Genomic DNA, 22888 nt, shown 5'->3' with positions numbered 1-22888 from the left:
ATACTTCAATTCGTCCATAGATCCTTATGGGACTAAGATTAGTTTCCCACTTGTTTTCCTTGATTGCATCAATGTATGCACATTCGCAGCCTCTTCCAACGGGTACACTCCTCCGATAGTCAGCCTTAAATCCCCCTCGGTAACAAGGGAGAGTAATTCATGCATACTCGGCTTCAACAGCTCTGGCTTATTCATAATCTGTGGAAGGAAAAAACCAATGACGGACTGATTTTTCCCCATCAGAGAGGTTGGGTAAAATTTTGCTTGCTCCCCGCTTGCCGCGCCATAGATGACCATTCTCCCGAAAGGCGCCAAGCATTTTAACGTCTTTTTGAAAATCTCGCCTCCTGCCATTTCCAAGGCGAGATTGACTCCTTTTCCACCTGTCGCTTTCAGCACTTCCTCCTCCCATCCGGCTTTCGTGTAATCTATCAGGATATCCGCACCCATTTCCTTGGCCAATGCACGTTTTTGTTCGCTGCTGGCGGTCGCGATGATTTTACCTGCGCCAAACCTTTTTGCAAGCTGGACGGCCAGCGTCCCAACCCCGCCTGCTGCAGCGTGGATCAATACAGTTTCACCATTATCGATCCTACCCATAGTCTTCAAAATATGATAGGCGCTCAACCCTTGGAGAGGCAGGGCTGCAGCTGCTGTAAAATCAATTCCACTCGGCAGCGATATCAGTCCTCTTTCATCTGCTAGCGCATATTCTGCATACCCACCTGCTTCTATCAATGTGACTACTCGATCGCCGGGCTTAGCGTCTTTTACCCCGTCCCCAACATCGACCACAATACCTGCAACCTCCGCTCCAGGAATGAATGGCAATGCAGTATCTACAACGTACTGACCTTCCCTGCGTGCTGTGTCAGCGTAATTTACTCCTATTGCCTGAACTTGAATCAATACTTCACGCCCCTGCGGCACAGGCCGCTCCCTTTCCTTTCTTTCCAATACTTCAGGTCCGCCATATTCAGTAAATTCAATAACTTTCATCAGCATTTCCCCCTTTAGTTCCCTAAGAATACTGGTTTTCTTTTTTCCTTGAATGCTGCTACACCCTCTTTATGATCATTGGAAGAAACCATGAGCGCCTGTGCAGTCCTTTCCTGCTCCAATATCTCTTCTAATGTGGCAGTCAATGAATGATCGATGATTTTTTTCATCATGCCGATCGCAGATGATGGACCATGTGCTAGCTTCATAGCCAGCTTCCACACTTCCTCCTGAAGCCGCTCCAATGGAAATAAGTGATTAACTACACCCAGTTGGTGCATCTTCTCCGCAGAAACAGCCTCACCTGTAAAGAACAGCTGCTTGGCCAAATGCGGGCCGATAAGCCTTGGCAAAAAGTACGAGCCTCCCCCATCTGAGATCAGTCCGACTTGGCTGAAGCTTAAAGCGAATTTACTGTCCTCGGCAGCAATGATTAAGTCACATGCAAGGGCAAGATTGAATCCTGCCCCAGCAGCAAAGCCATGTACAGCTGCAATGATCGGCTTATCTATTTTCCTCATTGTCAAAATGCATTCATTCAGCAAGCCCAAATGTTCATATACTTCCACCGGGCTCGCAGTACCCATCGTCTTGACATCTCCACCGGCACTGAACGATCTCCCAGATCCTGATAAAATGATAACCTTGATGGATGTATTTTCATTCGCTTTTTTTAGTTCATCAATTATCCCCTTAATCATTTCTTCACTGAACGCATTCAAACTCTCAGGGCGATTCAACATCAACGACAAGATAGGGCCTCTTTCTTCACATATTAAATGTTGGTCGTTCATATTCCTCAACAGCTCCTTTTAGCATACATATTGACCTTTCTCGTACAGCTTTTCCGCAATTCGGCGATTTCTCCGGACAGAATCATTTGATCGAAGTGCACTGATCGTTCTAAATATTGCAGCATTCAATTGCTGCTGTTCTTGTCCAGATTCCATTTGACCGACAAGCAAACGTGAAATCCTCTCTGCATCCCACAAGGCATCATCAAGTATGGTTCTTGTCAGGTCGATTTTTAGGGAGGACTCTTCTTCGCCCACATTTAATATTGATTTATATGTCCTGAAAACAGCTGATTCACAGGCATACAGCTGAATGGCCAAATCCGATAATTTCATGAGCGTTTCCTGTTCTTGAGGAAGCGTCTCGCCATATTTTTCAAATGCCAGTCCGCTGCAAATAAGGAACAACCTACGAATCACATCGATGCTTTCAAGTTCGACTCCATAAGGGTCCTCCTTTTTGTGGTCCCCTTTGACAAGCATGAAGAATGCTTCCTCAACCTTAGATTTTAGATTCACTTCGCCCTTCAAGGTCTTTCGCAATAAATGGGTTGGAATCAACAAGCGATTAATTTCATTCGTCCCTTCAAAAATTCGATTGATCCTTGAATCCCGATACATTTGTTCAATCCCATATTCTTTTATGAAACCTGCCCCACCGTGAAGTTGCAAGGCCTCATCAGCCACATAGTCTAATGTTTCCGAACCATAGACTTTGCAAATGGCGCATTCCGCTGCAAATTCACTCATCCTTTTGACAATCAGAGCGCGGTCAGTATGGACATATAGCTCTCCAAGCGAATCCTCCAATAAGTGTGCTGTACGATATTGCAAGGATTCAAGTGCGTATATTCTCGCAGCCATTTTTGCAAATTTTTCCTTTGAAGCAGGAAAATCCGAAATAGCATGTCTGAACTGCTTCCGTTCCTTCGTAAACAAAATGGTCTTTTTCAGGCCGCCCTTTGCAGCCCCCATACAGGCAGACCCAAGGTTGAAACGGCCAAGGTTCAAAACATTCAAGGCAATATGATGCCCCTTGCCAATATCGCCGAGCAGATTTTCAATAGGCACCTGACAGTCTTCAAAAAATACTGCTCTTGTTGAAGAACCTTTGATTCCCATTTTATTTTCTTCAGGTCCGAGAGAAAGACCCGGAAAGTCCTTTTCAACGATGAACGCTGTAAATTTTGTCCCATCCACTTTGGCGTATACGATGAACGTATCGGAAAACGCAGCATTCGTAATATAGATTTTGGTCCCATTCAGCAAGTAATGGGTCCCTTCATCATTAAGCCTGGCTGTCATTTGAGATGAAAGGGCATCCGAGCCCGCGTTCGGTTCCGTCAGGCAGTAAGCCCCTATGTAGCCGCCTGAGGCAAGTTTGGGCAAATAATTTTTCTTTTGTTCTTCGGTACCGAAATATGTGATCGGCAAGGTGGCGATGCATGTGTGGTTGGAATGGGCCACACCGTATCCCCCAGAAAAACCGATCATTTCACCAACGATGCCTTTGCTGATTTTATCAAGTCCCAAGCCGCCAAATTGCTCGGGGATGCTATGCCCGAGCAGCCCCAGGTCCCCCGCCTCATGTAGAAGCGAAACCACAATATCGAATTGTTGATTCTCAATTTCATCCTTATAAAGAGAAACTCTTTTTTCAATGAATTGTTTTACAGTCGCAGCGATCATCCTGTGCTCTTCCGTAAAGTCTTCTGGGGTGAATAAGTCCTCCGCATTCAAGGATGAAATTAAAAACTCTGCTCCTTTATGACGAAGATTTGATGTTTTCATATATTCATCTCCATTCCGATTTCAATTCGACCAGAAATACGTCATTCTTTTGCCGAAGAACAGCCAAGCTTGATTAAGCTTTCTACAAACTGATTAAACCCTGAAAAACGCGGGTCATTCGTCTGTCCCTTCTTATATCTGTAATAGATTTGCTGACAGATGACAGCAAGCTTAAAGTAAGCGAAAGTAAGGTAGAAATTCATGCTTCCGACATCTCTTCCGCTTCTCCTGCCGTACTCTTCAATGAATTCCCTTCTATTCATGAACCCTGGATGAATCGTAACAGGCGGCTTTCCCAATCCAAATTTCAGCAGATCTGGGTCATCATTCTGGATCCAATAGCTCATCGCCACTCCCAAATCGGCCAACGGATCACCTACTGTGGTCATTTCCCAGTCGAATAAACCGATCATTTCAGTCAGATCATCATTGAACATGGCATTATTCAGCTTAAAATCATAATGAATCACTGTTGCAGCCTGCTGGTCTGGGATATTTTTTTCTAGCCAAGCCATCAGAAAATCGGCTTCCTTTATGTCATCTGTTTGTGCTCGAAGGTATCTCCCGTTCCATCCCTTCACTTGCCGGACCATGAACCCATCTGGTTTTGTCATTTCGTTCAAACCTGTAATTTGATAATCGATTTCATGAAGTTCAACCAGCCTCTCGACCATGATTGTCGAAAGTTTCCTACCTTCTTCCTTGGTTGCCTCGATTTGGGCAGGGAACTCGGAATCCAAGACGATTCCGAGTTTCCGTTCCATGAGGAAAAACGGGCTTCCTACAATCGATTGATCCTTAGAAAATAGAATAGGTTTCGGTGCCGGGGGAAAATAGGATTCAATTTCTGATAGGATTCTGTATTCCCTTTCCATATCGTGAGCCTTTGGAGCGACTGGCCCCAGTGGAGGCCTCCTTAATACAGCCTCCCAATCGTCCAGTTTCAATTCATAAGTCAAATTGGAATGGCCAGCAGAGAATTGACGAACTTGAAGATTCCCATCTGGAAGAATCTCCCCCAAATGCGACCGCAAGAATCCTTCAAGCCTGCCTGCATCCAGTTCTTCCCCGGGCCGAACCCTGATCGTATCCTTCTTAATCTGCTGAGGCATATGCTCCCCCCTTAATAAAACTAAAATTTCCGACTTTTCAAACCAAACTCAAATGCTCTTCAAGAGATTTAGCCAATTCTAAAGGTATCTGCTTGCTTATTTGCTCCTCAAAATCAAAATAAACGATCACTTCATTCCCTTTGGCTATCTGCTGACCAGTCTGGGCACATTGTATATCGTGCATCAAGTGAAAGCTTTTTGTTCCTATTTTTGTTACCAAAGTAGTAATCTTCAAATCTTGATTGAAATAACCTTGGTTAAGGAAGTCACACTTTGTCGAAGCGAGAATGAAATTCCATTTATTCGCCTTCATTTTGTAGCCGAGGGATTTAAAAAATTCAATCCGTGCGTCCTCCAAATAAATAAAATAGCTCGTATTGTTGACGTGGCCAAGGGCATCTGTTTCACAAAAACGAACCGTAACATGTTTCTCATGCATCATTTTGAACCCCCATCATTTGTTGACCATATTTTTCTCGTAGTCGTACCAGCCTTTTCCCGTTTTCCTGCCAAGATGCCCTTTTTTTACTTTTTCCTCCATGCATGCAAATGGCCTGTCTTCAGGGTCTCCGGTTTCCTTGTACCTTTGTTCCATCACATAATAGCCGACATCGATGCCGGAAAGATCCATCAACTCAAATGGTCCGATCGGGTGATTCAGTGCTTTTTTGCATATAAGATCTATATCCCTGAAGTCTGCGATTCCCTGCTCATATAAATTCATCGCTTCTTTTTGGAGCGCCCCCAGAATACGATTAGCCACGAATCCGGAAATCTCCTTTTTCAGCAATATCCCTTTCCGATTGATTTTTTCACATACGTCCATCGCTAATTGAGCTGTCTCTTCGGATGTGTTTTCACTCATGACCACTTCGACGCAGTCCATCACCAATGGAGGGAAGAAAAAGTGCATATTGACGACTTTATCAGGACGCTTAGTCACTTCAGCAAGCATACTGTTGACGATCGTTGAACTGTTTGTTGCGAAAATAGTATGATCCGGTGTATGGATCTCAAGATCGGCAAATATTTTTCTTTTGACATCCAGCTTTTCGACGACGGCTTCAATGACCAAATCAGCCTTTTCCACTGATTCCGCAAATCTGGAAGCAAATGTCAGCCTTTGGAAAGCAGCATCTTTTTGGTCTTCGGATATTTTTCCTTTTGCGACCCATCTTTCCATCAGGGAATGCAGTCCTTTTTCCGCTTTATCCAGCGCAGCTTCGTCAATATCCTGAAGCATCGTTTCAAATCCTCCAAGAGCACAGAGCATGGCGATCTGGTGTCCCATCTGCCCTGCTCCTATGACCGTAATGTTCTGTACGTCCGTTATCTTCATCCTTTTCTCCTCCTTGTTTATCCTTTTAACGTTATGCCATTCAGCATCGCGTCAATAAATATTCGGGCAATTTCTTCATCAGTCAATTCCCCTTCCGGATCAAACCATTGGTAGCTCCAGTTCGCCATCCCCAAAATCCCAAAAGTGATGATCGAAGGATTAAGGTCTGGGCGAAACTCCTTTCTCTCGATTCCTTCCCTCACAACCTTTTCGATATTCAAACGAAAATCATCCCGTTTAGGAAATATATTTCCTAAACTCTCCTTGCTTAGGTTGTTAAGTTCCCTAAAAAAGATTTTTGCGCTCAGTCCTTGATCTTTAATGCAGCTTAAGAGCAAGTGAACGATTTCATATAGTTTTCCTTTACAATCATTGTCTTCATTTTCAAGAATCGCAGATTGTTTGGTTAATAGTTCTTCAATGTAATGAAGCTGGATGTCCATAAGTAGTTCCTCTTTGCTTGAAAAATAATAGTAAAAGGTTCCTTTTGTCACACCGATTGCATCAACGATCTCCTGAATGGATGTTTCACTGAATCCTTTTTTTTCAAACAATCGAATGCTCATTTCCGTTATTTTAGATTTCATCGTTGATTTCCTTCCTCATTTCATTGTTGTAGGTGTGATACACATTATTTGCTGTGCATCTCTTCCCTTAAAGCGCGACGGAGGATTTTTCCGACGCTCGTTTTGGGCAATTCTCTTCGAAATTCAATGGTTTGGGGAACCTTATAGGCTGCCATATTCAATTTACAGTAGGAAATGATCTCTTCAACAGTAAGGGATATCCCGCTTTTTGGGACAATTACCGCTTTGACGGTTTCCCCTCGATATTGATCGGGGACACCTATGACCACAGTCTCTTGAACACCGGGATGCTCATAAATGATTTCCTCGATATCACGGGGATAAATATTGTAGCCGCTCGCAATGATCATATCCTTCTTCCGGTCGACGATATACACATAACCGTCTTCATCCACCTTGGCTATGTCCCCCGTGTATAACCATCCATTTCTGAGTGAATGCGCAGTCTCTTCCGCCATATTCCAATACCCTTTCATGACCTGGGGCCCTTTAATAATCAATTCACCAAGTTCACCCGCTTCCACTTCTTCCATACTGGTGGCTAAATCGACTATTTTAGATTCTGTATATGGATACGGAATTCCAACACTGCCAGGCTTCCTTTCAGAAAACAATGGATTGCAGTGAGTGACCGGCGAGGCTTCAGATAGTCCGTAGCCTTCTAAAACCTTAGCCCCGGTCTTCTTCTCGAATTCTTTCATCAGTTCAACCGGCATGGGAGCACTTCCACTGTTGCAGATTTTAATGCTGTCGATGCCAAACTCCTTTGCATTGGGATGATTGATGATGGCGATGTACATGGTCGGAACCCCCGGAAAAACGGTGGGCTGTTCCAATTTGATCGTTTGCAGTACTTCATCAAGATCAAACCTCGGCAGCATGATCGATTCAGATCCTACAAAGATGGAGAAATTCATGCATGATGTCATTCCGTAGACATGGAACAGCGGAATAACGGTCAAATACTTTTCCCTGCCTAAATCGATTTCTTCCTTGAAAAATTCATATGACTGGAAGACATTCATGAATAGATTTTGATGGGTAAGCATGGCGCCTTTGGAACGGCCTGTTGTCCCCCCTGTATATTGGAGTATGGCGATATCATGCTCAGGACTGATTTCAACCGGATGGACGCCGCCGTCTCCCATCGAGAGAAAATGAGAAAACGAATAATCAGTTTCATAAGACTTGCTGCTTGACTGGAGACTGACCACAATGATGGATTTTATATCTGTGTTGGATTGGACTTTCTTGACGATAGGATAGAATGCATCAAGGACGATGATTGTCTTTGCGCCTGAATCAACCAATACATACTCCAGTTCACGCTCGACTGACATCGGATTGACTTGCGTCACGATCCCCCCCACAGTTAAAGCACCGTAGTAGGAGATCACATATTGTGGACAGTTAGGCAGCATGATGGCGATTCTGTCCCCTTTTTGTACCCCGTTTCTTTGAAGGGAGGATGCGAATAATTGAACGGATTGGTTCAGCTGCTGGTAAGTTGTTTTTTGGCCGTAAAATGATATGGCTGAATGATGCGGATACTTGGAGACAGTGTCTTGAAGCATTTCCGGGATGGTTTTTAAAGGGATGCGTTCTTTTTTCATAAGATGACTAGAATAATAGGCATTTCTTTTTTCTTCATTCATTCGAAATCCTCCTATGAACTCTTTTCAATTGGCATTCTATTGTATTGTTTTAGCTGACAAAAGTCGGAAATGGTAGGTTTACGCTGCAGGATGCTCTCTTTCCTTGCTTTACATTGCATTTGTTCCCCCGTCCACGACCAATATGTCTCCAGTGACAAAGTCAGATGCGCCACTGGCGAAGAACAATGCCGCTCCCTTTAGATCATCCTCTGTACCAAAGCGCTTTAATGGGGTTGAATCTAAAATCGGATCCTTCCCATTCTCTATCACAACCTTGGACATTTTTGTCGGGAAAAAGCCCGGTGCAATGGCATTTACATTGATATTGTATTGCCCCCATTTCACTGCAAGGTCTTTTGTGAAAGTTATGACCGCCCCTTTGCTGGTGTTATAGCAAATCGTATCCATCACCCTCGGATCTGTACCGCTTAATCCAGCCACCGACGCGATATTGATGATTTTTCCGGACTTTTGTTCAATCATGACTTTTCCAACCGCTTGGCTCATTAGAAAAGTGCCCGTTACATTTACATCGATGACCTTTTTCCAAGCCTCGATGGGCATGTCCACTGCGGGTGCCCCCCATGTTGCCCCGCTGTTATTTACTAGAATGTCAATACCTCCAAACTCCTCAATCGTCCTCTCGATGACACACGCAATATCTTCTTGATTGGTAATATCACATTTCAAGGCCAATGCCTTTACCCCAAGCTGCCTTAATTCTTCAGCAGCTTCTTCACATGCCTCCACTTTCCTTGAACAGAGGACAATATTCGCCCCTGCTTCTGCAAACCCTTCTGCGATCTGCCTGCCTAACCCCCTTCCTCCTCCTGTAACGATCGCTGTTTTCCCCGTTAAATCGAATAGCTTCATAACATGCATGTTCTCCACTCCTTCTTTTTAATTGGCTGTTTTCGTAAAGATTGTTGTTAAAATCATACTGCCGACTTTAACGCGTAAATAGATGTATGGCGGGTTAAGACATAGGATCCCGGCCCTTTTCCGCTTATTCGGCCATTTAAGTGATAACAAATTGAATGGACCATCCTACTTTGGTCGTTAAAGCAACAAAGTTTGAGAAAAGAACTTTTTAATTCCAGTCATTAAGCTCCAATTTCGCAATCTGTGCTTTATGTACTTCATCCGGACCATCCGCAATCCTTAATGTCCTGGCGGTAGCCCAGAACCGTGCAAGAGGGGCATCATCGGACACTCCGGCTGCACCGAAAGCTTGAATCGCTCGATCAATCACTCTCAGGGCCATGGAAGGTGCAACCACCTTAATCATGGCAATTTCTTTTTTTGCTTTTTTGTTACCGACAGTATCCATCATATAAGCTGCCTTTAAGGTCAAGAGCCTCGCCTGTTCAATTTCCACTCTTGAATCTGCAATCCATTCCTTTATCACACCCTGCTTTGATAGAGGTTGACCAAAGGCTGACCGTTTTTGTACACGCTTACATAATTCTTCAAGTGAACGTTCAGCCAATCCAATTAATCTCATGCAATGATGAATTCTGCCTGGCCCGAGTCTACCTTGTGCGATGGCAAAGCCCTTGCCTTCCCCCAAAATAATATTTTCCTTCGGCACCCTTACTTGATCAAAGGTGATTTCAGCATGGCCATGAGGCGCATCATCATAGCCGAACACCGGCAACATCCGTTCAATTTTCACCCCTGGCGTATCAAGCGGCACAAGAATCATAGATTGTTGTTCATGTCGGCTGGCATCCATGTTTGTTTTCCCCATGACGATTGAAATTTTACAACGGGGATCTCCAGCACCGGAAGACCACCACTTTCGTCCGTGAATTACATAATGATCACCATGTCCCTTGATATCCATCTCAATATTTGTCGCGTCCGAAGAAGCCACATCCGGCTCTGTCATTGAGAAGCAAGAACGGATATCACCTGATAGGAGCGGTTTCAGCCACTTTTCCTTCTGCTCATCAGAGCCATAGCGCACCAAAACTTCCATGTTTCCCGTGTCAGGCGCACTGCAATTGAATACTTCCGGAGCAATGAGTGACCTCCCCATTATCTCACACAGCGGAGCATACTCTACATTTGTCAATCCAGCTCCATATTTGTTGTCCGGCAAAAATAAATTCCAAAGTCCTTCATCTTTTGCCTTTTGTTTAAGTTCTTCCATAATGGACGGAATTTGACGCCAACGGTCATGCTGATCATTAAGCTGTTGTTCAAAGACCTTTTCATTCGGATAAACATGTTCTTCCATGAAGGCATAAAGCTTGTTTTGAAGATTTTTCACCTTTTCACTGTGCTCAAATATCATGCAATCCCCTCTTTCTTGGAATCTACTGACCAGTCGGTATGTTCCTTACATCCTATAGTAAATTATTTGAATTTGATAATCAAATATTAATCTAAAAATTCTGATATTTATTAAGAAGATTTTCATTAGATTCATTTCATATCTGCTAAATAATCCATATACGGGGTAAGGAAATTAATTTCTCTAAATTTGACAATTTTTTAAACACCGCCAAATTAGTTCAGTTAATGTGATAAAAGTCACAGTGGATTGAAAATGAAAGGATTATCCTTTAATGGAATCCAACACATGCGAGGGGTGATGTGGAATGAAAAAGCATCAAGATAAATCAGAGGTGAATTTAAAAGGTACTTTGATCAGTGTATTTGCTGTAGGTTTTTTGATTACAGCAATGTGGGTAAGTGTTTACGCACTCTACCTGGGAAGATAATCGAAGGAAGCAGGTGAAATTATGCATCTTCATAAATATGAAAAGATTTGGCTGTCATTCGGAATATTATCGTTAGCCGTTTTTTTAGTGATCATAGGGGTAAGTGCATTTTCCCACAATCATATGCCTGCCGGCGGAATGATGACAATTGACCCAGACAAGGTCGAACATACTCCTCCTTTCGATCATCCTGGATTGGTAAAAATCGATGATGAAACATACCAAGTTTCCCTCATCGCTATGACGTTCGGATATGAACCAGCAAAAATTAAAGTCCCGGCGGGCAAGAAAATCATATTTAAAGTGACCAGCAAGGATGTCACACACAGCTTTACAATCGTGAATACAAAGGTCAATATGATGGTCGTTCCCGGCCAAATCAACACGAAGACCTATGTTTTCCAACACCCGGGAAAATATCTTGTGATTTGCAATGAATATTGCGGATCCGGGCACCATTTTATGCAAACGGAAATCGAGGTGTATTGAAATGATCGGCCGACATGAAAAAAAATTGTCACTATCCTATATCGGGGTTGCGTATGCAGCGTTTTTAATCGGTACTTTTTGTGGGCTAATGCAGGTTTTTATCAGGAATAATGCTTTGAAATTGCCTTCCTGGCTTGATTATTATCAAATTTTGACCGCTCATGGAGTCCTTTTGGCACTTATTTATACCACTTATTTTATCTTCGCTTTTTTTATTGCAGGAATCAGTAAATCTATTGGGAATTTCAGCCCCGGAGTAACATTTGCTTCATGGGCTGGTTTCTGGGTGACTACTTTTGGCACGGTTCTGGCAACCGTCATGATCATATCCGGCAAGGCATCTGTGCTCTATACATTCTATGCGCCTCTTAAAGCAAGCGGTTGGTATTATGTAGGGCTCGCATTATTCATTATAGGCACCTGGATCAGCGGTTTCGCGATCATCGGACATTATGCAGGATGGAAAAAGCAAAATAAAGGTGCAATAAGTCCATTATTTGCATTCATGACTGTTGCAACGCTCATCCTTTGGATCATTGCATGTTTGGGTGTAGTGGCCACAGTGGTATTTCAATACATCCCATGGGCATTCGGTTGGACAAAAACGATCAATGTCGAATTAAGCCGTACACTATTCTGGTATTTCGGTCATCCACTCGTTTATTTTTGGCTTCTTCCGGCCTATATGGCGTGGTATGTCATTGTGCCCAATATCATCGGCGGTAAAGTGTTCAGTGATTCCTTGGCCAGGTTGGCCTTTGTCCTATTCATCCTTTTCTCGATGCCAGTTGGTTTTCACCATCAAATGGTCGAACCAGGAATCGGATCATTTTGGAAGTTTTTACAGACGGTACTGACTTTCATGGTCATCATCCCTTCATTGATGACTGCGTTTTCAATATTCGCGGTTTTTGAAACCACTGGCAGGGACATGGGGGCCAAGAGTCTTTTTGGCTGGTTTAAAAAACTACCATGGCGCGATGTTCGCTTTACATCCATTTTTATCGCAATGGCCTTCTTTATCCCCGGTGGTGCAGGAGGCATCATCAATGCAAGCTTTCAGTTGGATGAAGCCGTTCATAATACTTTGTGGGTCGTTGGACACTTTCATATAACCGTGGGGACGCCTGTTGCTATGACTTTCATGGGACTGACATTCTGGCTTATCCCATATTTAACAGGGCGAAAATTTACCGCTGCACTGAAAAGGCTCGCATTTATCCAAATTTTCACCTGGTCTATTGGAATGTTTTTAATGTCGACATCTCAACACATCCTGGGCTTAATGGGAGCCCCCCGGCGAACGGCATATGCGGGATACAACGGGAATCCCCAAGCAAAAGAATGGTTTGACGGTTTATTTTCCAATCATGTCACGATGGCAATCGGGGGTTCAATTTTATTTCTGTCCGCCGCGATATTGATTTACATCGTTCTGGTGTCTTTATTCATCTCGCCCAAAGCCGAACACGAAAAAGATGCAGTTCAATTCCCAATGGCTGAAAGCGATGTCAGCAGGACACCGAAATTCCTTGAAAATTGGGGACTTTGGATTGGAATCTCGTTAACTCTCATCTTATTTGCGTATGCAATCCCTGTTCTCCATATGATCCAGCATGCACCACCTGGATCGCCGGGATTTAAAACATGGTAGGAGTTGATAAGGTTTGTTTACTTTGACGTTCACCTTTATATTAGGCTTGACGCTTGTAACTGCGATAATAGTAGAAATCAATTCACCCGAAGAAGAGTAAAACATATTGGAGCTGTCCTCTCATAATGGGCGGCTCCATGATTAGATTCTACATATTTCTATTGGACAGCCTTCACAGTGGCACTGTTTTTTTAAATGCTCCATATCTAAAATGATGATCTCTCCATCTCGGCTGTATTCAATGATTCCATTCTTTTTAAAATCACTAAGCATTCTATTCACCGTTTCCCTGGATGTATTGATCAAGTCGGCCAGTTCACCGTTCGTCATTTTTTTAGAAATCTTCACGCCATTTTCACCTGAATCACCAAACGAATTGGATAATCTAATTAATGTAGAACATAAAGCACCGATCTTTCCATATAACAATAGATCGCGCAATTTCGTATGGATCAATTGGTTCATGAGTCCCATCCATCGGACAAATTCAATTGCTGCATCCCCGTGGTTCAAAATGATGGATTCCACGTCCCTTTGGGTGATCGTGGCTACCTTGCTGTCTCTCAATGCTTTTGCATTAAATCGATGCTGCGTTTCACCGATGACTCCCAACTCGCCAAATAAATCGCCTTTTTGAAACAAATATAGCACCATTTCTTTCCCGTCTTCAGTTGTCTTGGTCATTCTGATTTGACCTTCTTCAACATAATAGAGGTTGTCTGATAACTCCTGCTCCAGGAACAAAAAAGAATCTTTTTGATATGTGTGAAGGCTCATGAATGCTTTTATGTGTTCAAACGTCCGATCCGAGAAAATATTCGTGTTGGGATATTTAGGTGTATCCATTTTCATAACCCCTTCTTAGAAAATTTCCAATCAATTCATATTATCAACCGAAACAATGGAATATTCAAACATATTTTCCGTTTTCAATCCTATTCCGAATTTTTAAACAGGTACTTTAAAATCAGAGAACTTTGTTGTAAAAACGGATTTCATGTCTAATTTCCGTTGAAATGATTATAATTGGACGAAAAAATAAAAAATGACTTTATACCCACTTTTCGACTTAAAACACATGCTGTGACAGGTTTTTATTTTTCCCTTCCAGACTATGCATAATTTGTCGCTTGTTTTGTGTGTTACACTATTAATAAGTCTTACAAATAGGATTGATAAAAAATGAGTATCAATGTTTTCATGGATGACTTTCGTACATGTCCCCAAGGTCACGTTTTGGCTGAAAATATTGATGATTGCTTTGAACTATTGGAAAACTTTCACATTGAACATCTATCCTTGGATCATGACTTAGTTAATAAATCTAGAAATGGATTAATGCTCGTGCATTTAATGGTGAAACATCAGCTTTTTGCAGAAAGAATCACCATTCATTCTGCAAATTCAGTCGGAAGCAAAGCAATGTACCAATATTTAAAACAAGCACAAAAAGAGCAAAGGATGCCGCATTCGATAAAAATCATTCAACGGCCCCTTCCACTCTTTACCTCGTCAGATAAAAATATATATAAAGGATTTTCATTTTAACGATCTTCTTTTCCTAAAAAAATGATTTCCTGTTTATAAACCGCCTTTTAATAGGCGGTTTTCGTTTTGTAATTTTACAAAACAGCAATATTTTCCTTTTATGAATTTTGGTCTGAATGGTGTGGTTCTCCCGGCATATTTTTACCATAAAAAATTTCGTTCATTTCCATCGTCAGCTTTTCTGTAATTTCGGCTGCTTCATTTTTCTTTAATCTCTCCTTCGTGTAACCAAACAAATAATTATTCAAATCGAAATCCTTTAATTTGCATTTTGTATGAAAGATATTTTCTTGATAAACATTGACATCGATCATATGGTACATATTCTTAATTTTTTCCGGTATGTAGTTTTGAATGGAATTGATGTCGTGGTCGATAAATAGCTTCTTCCCATTAATATCCCTTGTGAATCCCCTCACACGATAATCCATGGTCATGATGTCCGTGTCAAAGGAATGAATCAAATAATTGAGTGCCTTCAAAGGTGATATTTCTCCGCATGTAGAGACATCAATATCGGCTCGAAAAGTACTGATCCCCTCATAAGGATGGTATTCAGGATAGGTATGGACAGTTATATGACTTTTATCCAGATGCATGGTCACGGTGCTTGGCAATGGTCCCGGGGATTCATCAAATGACTCATTCGGCACTTCCACGATCGGTCCTTCTGAAACCAATATCGTTACACTTGCCCCTTGTGGGACATAATCCTGCTTGGCAATATTCAAGACATGTGCACCGATGATATCGGCAACATGCTGCAGGATTCCTGTCAGTCGATCGGCATTATACTGTTCATCTATATATTCGAGATACGCCTCTCTCTCCTCTTTTGTTTTCGTATAGCATATGTCATACATGTTAAAGCTCAAGGATTTGGTCAAATTGTTGAAACCGTGAAGCTGAACGCGTTTTTCATGTGGTATTTCCATTCATACTCTCCCCTTTCACATGCAGTAAAAAAATATAGATATTTTATAAGGTACCCAACCGGCAGCCGAACAAAACGAAATAGTCAATGATAGGAAAAACAGTCAATAAGATTTATTGACTTTCAAGGGCCAAATCATTATGAAGACTTGCATAGTAGGTTACAATGGAAGAAGGATAGGAGGAACATATCATGAAGCGTTTTATGTTTTTACTGATCATACTCTTTACTGCCTATATGACCAAACCCTACTGGGCAGATCGCATAGATTCTCTTAAGGAAAAGCCTGAAATAAATGCTGCAGTAAATTCCTTGGAAAAAAATTTAGAAGAGCTGTCAGTAAAAGTGAACAGCTCGATACAGCAATTAAAAGCTAAAGAAAATACCAGCCCGTCAAAAGCGGCTAAACCCGACCTGGCGGTTCCGACTAACCAAAAATTTTCGGTATATAACATCACACTTGGCGAAACAAAAGAAAAAGTTGAAAAAGAAGTTGGGGCCCCGGAAAGAGTTTCGCAGAACGAATATGGTGTCGACTGGTATGCCTACCATCAAAACTATCAAAATTTCATGATGGTATCTTATGATCAGAATAATAAGGTGAATGGATTGTATACTGACCAGGACTTGATATCCTCATCCATAGGTATAAAGCTGAACAGTGCGAAAGCTATGGTTGAAAAAAAACTTGGCACCCCCCTTTCCCAAATTCGGAAAGGTTTCGTGATGTACCAGGTGAATAGCAATGGTGAATATGATATGTACCATTTGGATCATAGCTACGTCACGATTTTTTATGACCAACATGAGAACAATACAGTGACTGCCATTCAAATTATATCCGACCAGATGGAGCAGCAGAAAAATGAGTATTACACGTCCCCTGGACAGAAGCTGGAAAAAGGCTTTGAATATCAATTATTCGATCTGACGAATGCTGCAAGGGTCGAACATGGCCTTTCCCCGTTGAAATGGGATGATCGCGTCCACGGAACGGCATTAAAGCATAGTGAGGATATGGCGAAAAATAACTATTTCGACCATACAGACCTGCAAGGGAAATCCCCATTTGATCGTATGCATGATGATAATATCACTTTCATGACTGCAGGGGAAAATCTTGCATTTGGACAAATCAGCAGTATTTTTGCTCATGAGGGACTGATGAATTCTCTTGGACATCGAAAAAACATCCTTCAGCCAAGCTTCAAAAACTTAGGCGTTGGCGTCGCGTTCGGTGATAAATCGCAGCCTTATTATACAGAGAATTTTTATAGTAAATAATAGTTTGTCAAGATGAAGCCAGAGGCTGGGACAAAAGTGTTTAAGTCTATGAAAAACCCGAACTATAATGCGAAATCTTTCCATAGACTTCGGATTCGTTCGGGTTTTTCATGTTTAAGCGTGATTGTTGTTTTTGGCATATTCTTGCTGTTGATTGGAATGCAAGACGAAGACTCCGGAGGGATGAGCGGTACAGGTGGGGCCCCGCAGCGTAGGTCCGGAACGCGAAGTCTTGCACGGAAATCAACAGCGGTGTGATGATAGATGCTTACTCCTGATATTGTTCGCCTTTAGAGTCAAGTGATTTAGTATTGTCCCATTCTCCTTTTTGTTTGTTTTTTTGAAATTTTACTTTTACAAAATAATAATAATTTCGAGAATGACTTATCTGGTAATCCCTCCTTCACTTTTCTGCAATACACAACGATGTAAACGCTTCAAAAAAATTTACAAAACTTTTTTGAAAAACACCAAATCACTGATATAACAACAATGAAAACGCTACCAATAATTCTGATTGTTCTAAATAGTCTGATTTTTATGAATTCCCCTGTTGACCTCGTACTAGAATGGTTGTAAGATAATCCGCAACATCAAGAAAAACATAAATTCATTCATTCACCAAAAAGTAAAGCCTCGGTTTAAACCCAGGTTCTTCTTTTATCACTTAAATTCAATAATTTAAAGCGGTGAAATACTAAAGAGAGGAGTGGTTATGTATGAGCAGTCAATGGATTTTTTTAAGCGGAGAGTTTGTCAAAAAAGAAGATGCAGTTGTATCTGTCTATGATCATGGATTTTTGTATGGAGACGGGGTTTTTGAAGGCATTCGCGTTTACAGCGGCAACGTATTCAAACTGAGCGAACATCTCAATCGCCTCTATGAATCTGCCCAGTCCATCATGTTGAAGGTTCCATATACGAAGGAGGAACTTGAACGAATTATTGTTGAGTCTGTCAGAAGAAATCAGCTTGAAAGTGCTTATATCCGCGTTGTGGTTTCCAGGGGTGTAGGAAACCTTGGACTAGATCCAAAATGCTGCTCACAGCCACGGGTCATCGTGATCGCCGAAGAGCTAAGCATGTTCCCAAAAGAATTGTATCAGCGGGGTTTAAGAGTCGGATCTGTTGCCAGCAGGAGGAACCGTCCAGACGTATTAAGCCCGCAAGTCAAATCGCTGAATTATTTAAATAATATTTTGGTCAAACTCGAAGCCAACCAAGCCGGGGTCGATGAAGCGCTCATGCTGAATGACCAAGGATACGTGACGGAAGGCTCTGCTGATAATATTTTCATTGTGAAAAACGATACCATCTATACCCCTCCTGTTTATTTAGGGGCATTGGAAGGCATCACCCGCAACGCCATCATCGATCTTGCAAAAGAACTGGGCTATGAAATGAAAGAAGCTCCATTTACCCGCCACGATGTCTATGTCGCGGATGAAGTTTTCTTAACAGGAACCGCAGTGGAAGTCATCGCTGTCGTAGAGGTTGATGGAAGAAAGGTTCACGAAGGTAAGCCTGGCAAAGTAACAAATCATTTACTATCTGAATTTCGAAAAATCGTCGTGACGCACGGTGTACAATGCTACCCTGCGGAAACCAATCAAGCTGTCGTCAGTTAGGAGGAATACAATGCGAAGTGACATGATAAAAAAAGGGATTGATCGAGCACCGCATCGCAGTCTCCTCTATGCCACAGGTGTAAAGACAAGAGATCTGGAGAAACCCTTCATCGGTGTATGCAATTCCTATATAGATATCATACCCGGCCACAAACATCTTAATCATTTTGCCCAAGTGGTAAAAGAAGCCATCATCGAGGCTGGTGGAATTCCTTTTGAATTCAATACGATTGGTGTTGATGATGGAATTGCAATGGGGCATATCGGGATGCGCTACTCCCTCCCCAGCAGGGAAATCATTGCAGACAGTGCAGAGACTGTCATAAATGCACATTGGTTCGATGGTGTATTCTACATACCAAATTGCGACAAAATCACACCTGGTATGCTAATGGCAGCTGCAAGAACGAACGTCCCCTCCGTCTTCGTTTCTGGAGGTCCAATGGAAGCGGGAGTTTCATCTGCTGGCAAAAATTTATCTCTCGTTTCTGTGTTCGAAGGCGTTGGTGCATATAACAAAGGAACCATCAACCACAATGAACTCCTTGAATTGGAATCACTTGCTTGTCCGACATGCGGTTCATGTTCGGGAATGTTTACAGCCAATTCCATGAATTCATTAATGGAAATGCTTGGGCTGGCACTCCCGGGTAATGGAACCATTGTCGCAACATCTGAAAAACGTCATGATTTGATTCGGGAAGCTGCCAAACATCTCATGGATCTGGTCAAAAATGATATTCGTCCACGAGATATTTTGACCAAGGAAACATTCGATAATGCATTTGCTTTGGATATGGCAATGGGAGGTTCAACAAACACAGTACTCCACACATTGGCCATCGCACATGAAGCAGGAATCGACTACGATTTAAGGCAGATCAATGAAATTGCTGAAAAAGTTCCATATTTGTCTAAGATCAGCCCTGCTTCCGACTACTCGATGCAGGATGTTCATGAAGCAGGTGGTGTAAGCGCGATTATCAAGGAGCTTTGCCAAATTGATGGACTCATTCATAAAGATCGAATCACAATAACTGGGAAATCCATATCCGAAAATGTTCAAAATGCTGAAATCACCAATGACCAGGTGATCCGGAGAAAAGAAAATCCATACAGCCCGGTAGGTGGCCTCTCCATCCTTTTCGGAAATTTAGCGCCTGATGGGGGCGTAATCAAAGTAGGCGCCGTCGATCCATCGATCACTCGATTCTTAGGGAAAGCAATAGTATTCGAGTCACAGGATGAAGCCCAGGCAGGAATCGATAATGGAACAGTTGAGGCCGGCCATGTAGTTGTCATCCGCTATGAAGGCCCAAAAGGCGGACCGGGAATGCCGGAAATGCTTGCCCCTACTTCTGCCATTGCAGGACGCGGACTTGATAAAGAAGTAGCCTTGATCACAGACGGACGTTTTTCCGGTGCCAGCAGAGGCATTTCCGTCGGGCATATTTCTCCTGAAGCAGCTGAAGGGGGACCTATTGCTTATGTTAAAAATGATGATTTGATATTAATAGATTTGGAGTCACGCTCCATCGAATTATTAGTTGATGAAAAGGTCCTTCAAGAAAGACGAAGCACCTGGAAGCAGCCAGACCCGAAGATCAAGTCGGGCTACTTGGCAAAATACGCCAAGCTTGTCACATCTGCCAATACTGGCGGAGTGATGAAAATTTAATCATTTTCTTTTACAAATGAATAACGATGAATACGATGACGGGAATAAAGGAATAAGAAAAGGTATTCACAGAGAGCCGGGGTTGCTGGAAGCCCGGAAATACCCCTTATTCCGACATCATCTCTGAGTGTTAAGCTGAAAGGATCCCTATCCCATTAGGCTTAATCAGGTGTTTAAAAAACACCTGTTATCAAAAGAAGCCGGACCTCATTTATCACGGTCAGCTTCACAAGGCAGTTTCCGCGAGGATGCTGCGAAACCGGGTGGTACCGTGAAAAGACCAGAGAAAGACCTTTTCGCCCCGATAATCCTGCATAAAGCAGTTTATTTGGGAGCAAAAGGTCTTTTTATATGGATGAAAGCCCACTGTGGTTTTTATAGAATTTATTAGTTTCAAGGAGGGAGTTAACTTGAAAGTAGAAGCAAAGCAAGCGGCCCACGCAGCCGCTGCCCAAAGGACAGGTGCAGATCTGCTGATTGAGTCATTGATGAATGAAGAGGTTGATACGATTTTTGGGTATCCGGGCGGAGCTGTTCTGCCAATCTATGATGCTATTTTTCGTTCAAAGGCCCCTTTTCAGCATATTCTTTCAAGGCATGAACAAGGTTCAATCCATGCAGCCGAAGGCTATGCAAGAATTTCAGGAAAGCCTGGAGTAGTGATTGCCACCTCAGGACCCGGAGCAACGAATCTAGTGACGGGAATCGCCGATGCGATGATGGACTCCCTTCCCCTCGTCATCTTTACAGGTCAAGTGGCGCGAAGTGTCATCGGCACCGATGCTTTTCAAGAATCGGATATCATGGGAATCACCACTCCCATCACGAAACACAATTATCAAGTCCAATCCATACAAGACTTGCCAAGGATTGTGAAAGAAGCATTCCATATTGCATCAACCGGTCGTCCAGGGCCAGTTGTCGTCGATATTCCAAAGGACATTTCTGCAGGATTTACTGAAGATGAAAACTATGATACTGAATTTTATTTACCAGGCTACCAGCCTACAACAAAACCGAATCCATTGCAGATTAATAAATTGGCAGACAGCCTTTCCAAGTCGAAGAAACCGGTCATATTAGCTGGCGCTGGAGTGCTGCATGGAAAATCGTCAGAAGAGTTGAAAAGTTTTTCAACCAAACATTCCTTGCCTGTTGCAACGACTTTGTTGGGATTGGGATCTTTTCCTGGCATCTCTCCCCTCTCTCTCGGGATGGCAGGCATGCACGGAACATACGCTGCCAATATGGCCCTGCACGAGTGTGACTTGCTGATAAATATCGGGGCACGCTTTGATGACAGGCTCACTGGGAATCTGAAGCATTTCGCACCAAACGCCAAGGTAGCCCATATTGACATCGATCCTGCTGAAATCGGCAAAGTCGTCCCAACCGACATTCCGATTGTCGCGGATTCGAAGGAAGCATTGACGCAGCTCTGTTTGCAGGATGCCCCTTCCCCACAGCATGAAGAGTGGGTATCGACATTAAAGGCTTATAAAGAAGATTCACCACTGTGGTTCAACAATCCGGAACAAGAAATGTGTCCTCAGTGGCTTATCAAGGCAATCCATAAAATAACTGCAGGCGATGCCATCATCACGACCGATGTCGGACAGCATCAAATGTGGGCTGCACAATATTACACGTTCACAAATCCTCATCAATGGGTCACTTCAGGCGGCCTGGGAACGATGGGATTCGGATTTCCTGCAGCGATCGGCGCCCAGCTGGCTGCCCCCCATAAAGATGTTGTAGCCATCGTGGGAGACGGCGGCTTTCAGATGACCTTCCAAGAGCTTTCCGTTCTTCAAGAACGGGGATTGCCAGTTAAGGTCATCATTGTCAATAACGGGGCACTTGGGATGGTTCGCCAATGGCAGGAAGAGTTTTATGAAAAGCGCTATTCTGAATCACTGCTAACTGTACAGCCCGATTTTGTGAAATTGGCTGAGAGCTATTCCATTCGTGGTATTAAAATTGAAACACAGGAAGAACTTGTCTCCACCCTTCCAAGCGTATTCGCCTATAAAGGACCAGTGGTGCTGGATTGCCGGGTATTGCAGCAGGAAAATGTCTACCCCATGATCGCCCCGGGCAAAGGCCTTCATGAAATGATCGGAGTGAAACCATGAAAAGAATCATTACTGCAACAGTCCAGAATCGAAGTGGGGTATTGAACCGTGTGACCGGCCTCCTGCAGCGCAGGCAGTTCAATATTGAAAGCATTTCTGTCGGCCGTACAGAAATGGATGGCATATCAAAAATGACTTTCGTCGTAGAAGTGGAAGACAGTCAAAAACTAGAGCAGTTAACAAAACAATTAAACAAGCAAATTGATGTCCTGAAGGTATCGGATATCACGGACAAAGCCATTGTCGCCAGGGAACTTGCCTTGATCAAAGTGGTCAGTACCGGAAAACTCAGAAATGAAATACAAGGCATCATCGACCCCTTCCGTGCTTCCATCATTGATGTCAGTAAAGACAGCTTTACCGTTCAGGTAACAGGAAGGCCGGAAAAAATTGAGGCTCTGATCGATCTGCTCAGACCATATGGGATCAAGGAGCTGGCAAGAACGGGCATGACTGCATTCTTAAGGGGTCAGCAGCCGCAAGTGACTGAAATCAATTCATTTTCACTACTAAAATAATAAATTTGAAAGGG

Annotated in this window: 21 protein-coding genes; 9 read left to right on the top strand and 12 right to left on the bottom strand. The window is 42.9% G+C overall.

The features are described from left to right. Positions 1–24: 24 nt before the first annotated feature. The 10 genes from D9X91_RS07400 to D9X91_RS07355 form a co-directional block, all read right to left on the bottom strand. Positions 25–999, bottom strand: a complete 975-nt coding sequence (locus tag D9X91_RS07400; RefSeq protein ID WP_121679963.1) for a quinone oxidoreductase family protein — start codon at positions 997–999, stop codon at positions 25–27. 14 nt (positions 1000–1013) lie between these two features. Further along, complete coding sequence (locus D9X91_RS07395; RefSeq protein ID WP_121679962.1) at positions 1014–1793, bottom strand: enoyl-CoA hydratase/isomerase family protein; 780 nt, start codon at positions 1791–1793, stop codon at positions 1014–1016. 18 nt (positions 1794–1811) lie between these two features. Further along, a complete protein-coding gene (locus tag D9X91_RS07390; RefSeq protein WP_121679961.1) occupies positions 1812–3584 on the bottom strand; it encodes an acyl-CoA dehydrogenase family protein in 1773 nt (590 codons plus the stop codon). Positions 3585–3625: 41 nt separating this feature from the next. Then, positions 3626–4696, bottom strand: a complete 1071-nt coding sequence (locus D9X91_RS07385; RefSeq protein WP_121679960.1) for a phosphotransferase family protein — start codon at positions 4694–4696, stop codon at positions 3626–3628. Positions 4697–4733: 37 nt separating this feature from the next. Beyond that, positions 4734–5135 (bottom strand): acyl-CoA thioesterase, encoded by a 402-nt coding sequence (locus D9X91_RS07380; RefSeq protein WP_121680187.1) that lies wholly within the window; start codon positions 5133–5135, stop codon positions 4734–4736. Between the two features lie 15 nt (positions 5136–5150). After that, the gene (locus tag D9X91_RS07375; protein WP_121679959.1) at positions 5151–6035 is read right to left on the bottom strand and encodes a 3-hydroxyacyl-CoA dehydrogenase family protein; all 885 of its coding nucleotides are present in this window, start codon (positions 6033–6035) and stop codon (positions 5151–5153) included. Positions 6036–6052: 17 nt separating this feature from the next. Next, a complete protein-coding gene (locus D9X91_RS07370; protein ID WP_121679958.1) occupies positions 6053–6622 on the bottom strand; it encodes a TetR/AcrR family transcriptional regulator in 570 nt (189 codons plus the stop codon). 44 nt (positions 6623–6666) lie between these two features. Next, the gene (locus D9X91_RS07365; RefSeq protein ID WP_121679957.1) at positions 6667–8277 is read right to left on the bottom strand and encodes a long-chain-fatty-acid--CoA ligase; all 1611 of its coding nucleotides are present in this window, start codon (positions 8275–8277) and stop codon (positions 6667–6669) included. A 108-nt stretch (positions 8278–8385) separates the two neighbouring features. Continuing rightward, positions 8386–9159: an SDR family oxidoreductase gene (locus D9X91_RS07360; protein WP_121679956.1), complete on the bottom strand. Its 774-nt coding sequence runs from the start codon at positions 9157–9159 to the stop codon at positions 8386–8388. 208 nt (positions 9160–9367) lie between these two features. After that, positions 9368–10576, bottom strand: coding sequence for an acyl-CoA dehydrogenase (locus tag D9X91_RS07355; RefSeq protein ID WP_121679955.1), 1209 nt, complete (start codon positions 10574–10576; stop codon positions 9368–9370). Positions 10577–10883: 307 nt separating this feature from the next. Between D9X91_RS07355 and D9X91_RS07350 the strand changes: the two genes are divergently transcribed. Genes D9X91_RS07350 through D9X91_RS07340 form a run of 3 tightly spaced genes read left to right on the top strand, consistent with a single transcriptional unit; the run spans position 10884 to position 13149 of the window. Next, the gene (locus tag D9X91_RS07350; protein ID WP_121679954.1) at positions 10884–11006 is read left to right on the top strand and encodes a cytochrome C oxidase subunit II; all 123 of its coding nucleotides are present in this window, start codon (positions 10884–10886) and stop codon (positions 11004–11006) included. Positions 11007–11027: 21 nt separating this feature from the next. Next, positions 11028–11495 carry a cytochrome c oxidase subunit II gene (locus tag D9X91_RS07345; protein WP_121679953.1) on the top strand — a complete coding sequence of 156 codons (468 nt, stop codon included), beginning with the start codon at positions 11028–11030 and terminating at the stop codon, positions 11493–11495. A 1-nt stretch (position 11496) separates the two neighbouring features. Next, the gene (locus D9X91_RS07340) at positions 11497–13149 is read left to right on the top strand and encodes a b(o/a)3-type cytochrome-c oxidase subunit 1 (RefSeq protein ID WP_121679952.1); all 1653 of its coding nucleotides are present in this window, start codon (positions 11497–11499) and stop codon (positions 13147–13149) included. 141 nt (positions 13150–13290) lie between these two features. Here the strand turns inward: D9X91_RS07340 and D9X91_RS07335 are convergent, their stop codons facing one another. Beyond that, positions 13291–13995, bottom strand: coding sequence for a Crp/Fnr family transcriptional regulator (locus tag D9X91_RS07335; protein ID WP_158598261.1), 705 nt, complete (start codon positions 13993–13995; stop codon positions 13291–13293). 336 nt (positions 13996–14331) lie between these two features. On the opposite strand from D9X91_RS07335, the gene D9X91_RS07330 reads away from it, so the two are divergent. Continuing rightward, positions 14332–14697, top strand: coding sequence for a cyclic-phosphate processing receiver domain-containing protein (locus tag D9X91_RS07330; RefSeq protein ID WP_121679950.1), 366 nt, complete (start codon positions 14332–14334; stop codon positions 14695–14697). 98 nt (positions 14698–14795) lie between these two features. Here D9X91_RS07330 and speD read toward each other — a convergent pair whose 3' ends face one another. Continuing rightward, positions 14796–15632, bottom strand: a complete 837-nt coding sequence (gene speD, locus D9X91_RS07325; RefSeq protein ID WP_121679949.1) for an adenosylmethionine decarboxylase — start codon at positions 15630–15632, stop codon at positions 14796–14798. Between the two features lie 191 nt (positions 15633–15823). On the opposite strand from speD, the gene D9X91_RS07320 reads away from it, so the two are divergent. The 5 genes from D9X91_RS07320 to ilvN all read left to right on the top strand — a co-directional run bounded on the left by D9X91_RS07320 (position 15824) and on the right by ilvN (position 22874). Continuing rightward, the gene (locus D9X91_RS07320; protein ID WP_121679948.1) at positions 15824–16915 is read left to right on the top strand and encodes a CAP domain-containing protein; all 1092 of its coding nucleotides are present in this window, start codon (positions 15824–15826) and stop codon (positions 16913–16915) included. Positions 16916–17634: 719 nt separating this feature from the next. Continuing rightward, positions 17635–18543 carry a branched-chain-amino-acid transaminase gene (gene ilvE, locus D9X91_RS07310; RefSeq protein ID WP_121679946.1) on the top strand — a complete coding sequence of 303 codons (909 nt, stop codon included), beginning with the start codon at positions 17635–17637 and terminating at the stop codon, positions 18541–18543. Between the two features lie 10 nt (positions 18544–18553). Then, positions 18554–20221: a dihydroxy-acid dehydratase gene (gene ilvD, locus D9X91_RS07305; protein WP_121679945.1), complete on the top strand. Its 1668-nt coding sequence runs from the start codon at positions 18554–18556 to the stop codon at positions 20219–20221. A 410-nt stretch (positions 20222–20631) separates the two neighbouring features. Beyond that, the gene (gene ilvB, locus D9X91_RS07300) at positions 20632–22356 is read left to right on the top strand and encodes an acetolactate synthase large subunit (protein WP_121679944.1); all 1725 of its coding nucleotides are present in this window, start codon (positions 20632–20634) and stop codon (positions 22354–22356) included. After that, the gene (ilvN, locus tag D9X91_RS07295; protein WP_121679943.1) at positions 22353–22874 is read left to right on the top strand and encodes an acetolactate synthase small subunit; all 522 of its coding nucleotides are present in this window, start codon (positions 22353–22355) and stop codon (positions 22872–22874) included. The genes ilvB and ilvN overlap by 4 nt, the downstream gene beginning before the upstream one ends. Positions 22875–22888 lie beyond the last annotated feature (14 nt).

Source organism: Falsibacillus albus (assembly GCF_003668575.1).
In the GTDB taxonomy this organism is placed as follows: Bacteria; Bacillota; Bacilli; order Bacillales; family DSM-25281; genus Falsibacillus; species Falsibacillus albus.
This window is presented reverse-complemented; position numbering and strand designations above follow the sequence as displayed.